General features: G+C 72.0%; 3 protein-coding genes. 1 reads left to right on the top strand and 2 read right to left on the bottom strand.

Features of this window, described 5'->3' with window-relative positions; all coding sequences use genetic code 11:
• Nucleotides 1-273: 273 nt before the first annotated feature.
• Entirely contained in the window at nt 274-1098 is an 825-nt protein-coding gene (locus tag KN815_RS29845; protein ID WP_216344990.1) for a TetR family transcriptional regulator, read from the bottom strand.
• 115 nt (nt 1099-1213) lie between these two features.
• The gene (locus KN815_RS29840) at nt 1214-3052 is read right to left on the bottom strand and encodes a 3-hydroxyacyl-CoA dehydrogenase family protein (RefSeq protein ID WP_216344989.1); all 1839 of its coding nucleotides are present in this window, start codon (nt 3050-3052) and stop codon (nt 1214-1216) included.
• A gap of 394 nt (nt 3053-3446) precedes the next feature.
• On the opposite strand from KN815_RS29840, the gene KN815_RS29835 reads away from it, so the two are divergent.
• Nucleotides 3447-3928, top strand: a 482-nt coding sequence (locus tag KN815_RS29835; RefSeq protein WP_216344988.1) for a HEAT repeat domain-containing protein, incomplete at its 3' end; no start/stop codon positions are given.

Raw genomic sequence — 3928 nt, 5'->3', positions numbered from 1 at the left:
CGGGAGGGGGCGGGGTCGCAGGGGTGGTGTCCTGGACGCTTTCGCATATTTGTGGCGCCGATCTCCGGCCCACTCCACGCTCCCGGGCACCGGCGCCGTAAATATGCGGTCCAGGGCGCCGCACCGGAGGCCCCGCCCCCGGCACCCACCACGCACAGCGGGCGAGCCCGGACCGGCGCCCCCGGACCACCGCACCCGAAGCGCCGGCGCCAGCGCCACCGCACCCGAAGCGCCAGCGCCAGCGCCACCGCACCCGAAGCGCCAGCGCCACCGCTACCGCTTAAGCGCTTCCTTGATCGTGCGCATCACCTCGGCCAGCGGCGCATCCGTCCGCGCCACCATCACCACCACCTCGTCCTCGTCCGTCGCCGACACCGTCGCCGCGGGGCGGCTGCCGGACGGGACGGGGCGGGCCCCGATACCGCTGCCGAAGGTCTCGCGGACGATCGCGAAGGCGTGGTCGAGCTGGGTTTCCACATCGCCCTCGCCGCCCGCCCGCAGCCAGCGCCGCAGCACATGGTTGTGGGCCGTGACCACGGCCGACGCGGCGACCTCGGCCAGCAGCGGATCGTCGTCGCCGTCGTGGTGGGCGCCCTCGTCGAAGTGGCCCAGCAGATAGCTGGTGAACAGCCGCTCGTAGCGGGCCACCGAGGCGATCTCCCGCTCCCGCAGCGCCGGTACCTCACGGGTCAGCCGGTAGCGCTCCACGGAGACGGTCGGCGCGCTCGCGTACATCCGCATGACCTCCTTGATCCCGCGGCACACGGTGTCCAGAGGGTGCTCATGCGGAGGCGCCGCGTCCAGCACCGCCGCGGCCCGCACCAGCGTGTCATCGTGGTCCGGGAAGATCGCCTCTTCCTTGGAGCGGAAGTGCCGGAAGAAGGTGCGGCGGGCCACTCCCGCCCTGGCCGCGATCTCGTCGACGGTCGTCGCCTCGTACCCCTGCGTCGCGAACAACTCCATCGCCGCGGCCGCGAGTTTGCGGCGCATGGACAGACGTTGAGCCGCGGCGCGGCGACTTCCCGCGCTCTCACCGCCACCGGATGAGGGGGATCGCTTCGTACGCTCCGTACGTGTGGCCTTCACGGGCTGGGACATGTGGGGAACGTAACACGCCTGTGAGTGCCGGTGCGGGGGCAGACCGACGGAAGGCTCCAGCAGCCCGCCCCACCCGGATCCGGACTCAGCCGGTCCGCCCCACCCGGAGCAGAAATCAGGCTTTTGCATACTCGCGGAAGCCGCGCCCGGTCTTGCGCCCCAGGCACCCCGCGGCCACCAGATGCTCCAGCAGCGGCGCGGGCGCCAGGCCCGGTTCACGGAACTCCCGGTGCAGCACCCGCTCGATGGCCAGCGACACATCGAGCCCCACGACATCGAGCAGTTCGAAGGGGCCCATCGGATAGCCGCCGCCCAGCTTCATCGCGGCGTCGATGGCGTCCGGGGTGGCGTAGTGCTCCTGCACCATCTTCACGGCGTTGTTGAGGTACGGGAACAGCAGGGCGTTCACGATGAAGCCCGCCCGGTCGCCGCAGTCCACCGGATGCTTGCCCACCGCCGCGCACACGGCGTGCGCGGTCGCGCGCACATCGTCCGCGGTCAGCACGGTGCGCACCACCTCGACCAGCTTCATCGCGGGCGCCGGGTTGAAGAAGTGCAGGCCCACCACGTCCTGCGGGCGCGAGGTCGCCCGCGCGCAGGCCACGACCGGCAGCGAGGAGGTGGTCGTGGCCAGCACCGCACCCGGTTTGCAGACCTTGTCGAGCACCTTGAAGAGCTCCTGCTTGACGACCAGATCCTCGGCCACCGCCTCCACGGCCAGATCCACCTCGGCGAACGCGTCGAGCGCGTCGGCCGCGGTGATCCGCTCCAGCGCCTGCTCCCGGGCCCGTTCGGTCATCCGCCCCTTGGACACCGAACGTTCCAGGGATTTCCCTATGCGGGCCTTCGCCCGCTCGGCCTTCTCCAGGGTCCGGCCCGCGAGCACCACCTCCAGGCCTGCCTTCGCGAAGACCTCGGCGATCCCGGAGGCCATCGTGCCCGAGCCGGCGACGCCCACGGCGCGCACGGGGCGCGCGCCCTCCGTGGAGTGCCGCACCTCGGCCGTCGCGGCGTCCGGGACGACGGTGGCGCTGCCCGGCGCCTCGTACGTATAGAAGCCGCGGCCCGCCTTACGGCCGGTGAGACCGGCCTCGGAAAGCTGCCCCAGGATGGGCGCGGGCGCGTGCAGCCGGTCGCCGGAGGCGGCGTACATGGCCTCCAGGACGGTACGGGCGGTGTCGATGCCGATCAGGTCGAGCAGGGCCAGCGGGCCCATCGGCAGTCCGCAGCCGAGCCGCATCGCGGCGTCGATGTCCTCCCGCGCCGCGTACTTGGCCTCGTACATCGCGGCGGCCTGGTTGAGATAGCCGAACAGCAGCCCGTCGGCGACGAATCCGGGCCGGTCGCCGAGGGCCACCGGCTCCTTGCCCAGATCGCGGGCGAGCGCGGTGACCGCCTCGACGGCCGCGGGGGCGGTCAGCACGCTGGAGACGATCTCGACGAGCTTCATCGCGGGCGCCGGATTGAAGAAGTGCAGGCCCAAGACCCGTTCCGGATGGGCGGATTCGGCGGCCAGCCGGGTCACCGACAGCGCGTTGGTACCGGTCGCGATGATCGCCGAGGGGCTGACGACGGTGTCCAGTGCGGCGAAGACCTCGTGCTTGGTGTCGTAGTCCTCGGGCACCACCTCGATCACCAGCTCCGCGTCGGCGGCGGCGCGCAGATCGGTGGAGACGCGGAAGCGGTCGAGGATCCCGGCGCGCTCCCGCTCGGTGATCCGCTCGCGGTGCACGGCGCGGGCGGTGGCGACCTCGAGCGCGGTGACGGCTCGGCGGCAGGCGCTTTCGCTGATGTCGACGCCGATCACCTCGCGGCCCGCCCGGGCCAGGATTTCGGCGATGCCGGTGCCCATCGTGCCGAGCCCGACGACGGCGACAGTAGTGAGCGGGGCCCGGGAGGGGGAGAGATCAGAGGGGGACGCAGTGCTGACGCCGGTGTGTGGGAGACGGTCCATCGCGGACTCCAGAGGGTGTTCCCCGCAAAAGGGGATGAAGTGACGACTGAGGGGAGCTCGTGCCATGCCGCTGCCGCCGTTCATGCCACGCATGCGCGGGGGGTTGACGCGGCTGACACAAATCCCCGATGGAAGGGCTTGCACGCTCCCTTACGGACAGCGCCGCACGGAGGAAACTGCCTGTGGGAGACACGCGGCCGGCCCTGTCCCGGGGCCATGCCGTACTCGCTTTTCTGGAACTGCCGAACCGACGTCACACAAGGCGGCTGCGTCACCAGGCCGCCGGAGCAGGGGTGCTGCTCGTGTCGCCATATTAACTCCCGGGTAACCAAGATGCCAGAGCTCAAAGTGCGGCCGTGCCTGGGCGCGGCCCACCGGGGAGGGGAGACCTCGTATGGACGAAGAATTCCGGACGCTGACGGAGCGGGTACGGGCCTCGCTCTCAACCCCGCAGGAAACGGCGGCCCATGCCTCGCTGCTCGCGCTCGTACGGCAGGGCACCCCCGCCGCGCGCGAACAGCTCGCCCGCATCCTGGTGGCGCCGGAGCAGCCGCTGTGGGCGCGGGAGACGGCCGCCTTCGTGCTCGGCAGCGCAGGCGACCGCAGGGCCTTCGAAACCCTTGTCCTGCTGCTCAACTACCGCGAGCCGGCCCGCTGTGCGACCGCCGCCCGGGTGCTGGCCCGCCTCGGCGATCCGCGCACCGCGCGGGCCGCCGCCGCGCTGGCCACGAACCCGCTGCGCACCGCGTACTCCCTGCACCCCATCCGGCTGCTGGTGGAGCTGCGGGCCGCGGAGTCCGTGCCGTCCCTGGTCGCCGCGCTGGAGCGGCAGTTGGCGGCCCGTGACCGCCACTGGGCGATCGCCCGCGCCTGCGT

Origin of the sequence: Streptomyces niphimycinicus, assembly GCF_018883605.1 — a bacterium.
In the GTDB taxonomy this organism is placed as follows: domain Bacteria; phylum Actinomycetota; class Actinomycetes; order Streptomycetales; family Streptomycetaceae; genus Streptomyces; species Streptomyces niphimycinicus.
Note: the sequence above shows the minus strand (reverse complement) of the source record. Positions and strands in the feature narration are given on the sequence as shown.

Excerpts from the sequence above, each read along its gene's own strand:
- KN815_RS29845 (WP_216344990.1), bottom strand. The coding sequence starts at position 1,098 with ATGTCCCAGCCCGTGAAGGCCACACGTACGGAGCGTACGAAGCGATCC.
- KN815_RS29840 (WP_216344989.1), bottom strand. The coding sequence starts at position 3,052 with ATGGACCGTCTCCCACACACCGGCGTCAGCACTGCGTCCCCCTCTGAT.